Source organism: Clostridium cuniculi, assembly GCF_004353185.1.
GTDB classification, from domain to species: domain Bacteria; phylum Bacillota; class Clostridia; order Clostridiales; family Clostridiaceae; genus Clostridium; species Clostridium cuniculi.
In genome coordinates this window covers 1-455 of record NZ_SMUS01000120.1, presented here as the reverse complement: position 1 = coordinate 455, position 455 = coordinate 1, and the positions used below count along the sequence as shown (strand labels likewise).

General features: G+C 50.5%; 1 rRNA gene. It reads left to right on the top strand.

Annotated features, from left to right (window positions below):
* Positions 1–455: ribosomal RNA gene (locus EJJ37_RS19880) — 16S ribosomal RNA — on the top strand; the annotation flags it as partial.

Here is a 455-nt window from a genome sequence, read left to right as displayed (position 1 = left end):
GGGAGGCAGCAGTAGGGAATCTTCGGCAATGGGCGAAAGCCTGACCGAGCAACGCCGCGTGAATGAAGAAGGCCTTCGGGTTGTAAAATTCTGTTATAAGGGAAGAAAGGTGATAGGAGGAAATGACTATCAATTGACGGTACCTTATGAGAAAGCCACGGCTAACTACGTGCCAGCAGCCGCGGTAATACGTAGGTGGCAAGCGTTATCCGGATTTATTGGGCGTAAAGGGAACGCAGGCGGTCTTTTAAGTCTGATGTGAAAGCCTTCGGCTTAACCGGAGTAGTGCATTGGAAACTGGGAGACTTGAGTGCAGAAGAGGAGAGTGGAACTCCATGTGTAGCGGTGAAATGCGTAGATATATGGAAGAACACCAGTGGCGAAAGCGGCTCTCTGGTCTGTAACTGACGCTGAGGTTCGAAAGCGTGGGTAGCAAACAGGATTAGATACCCCAG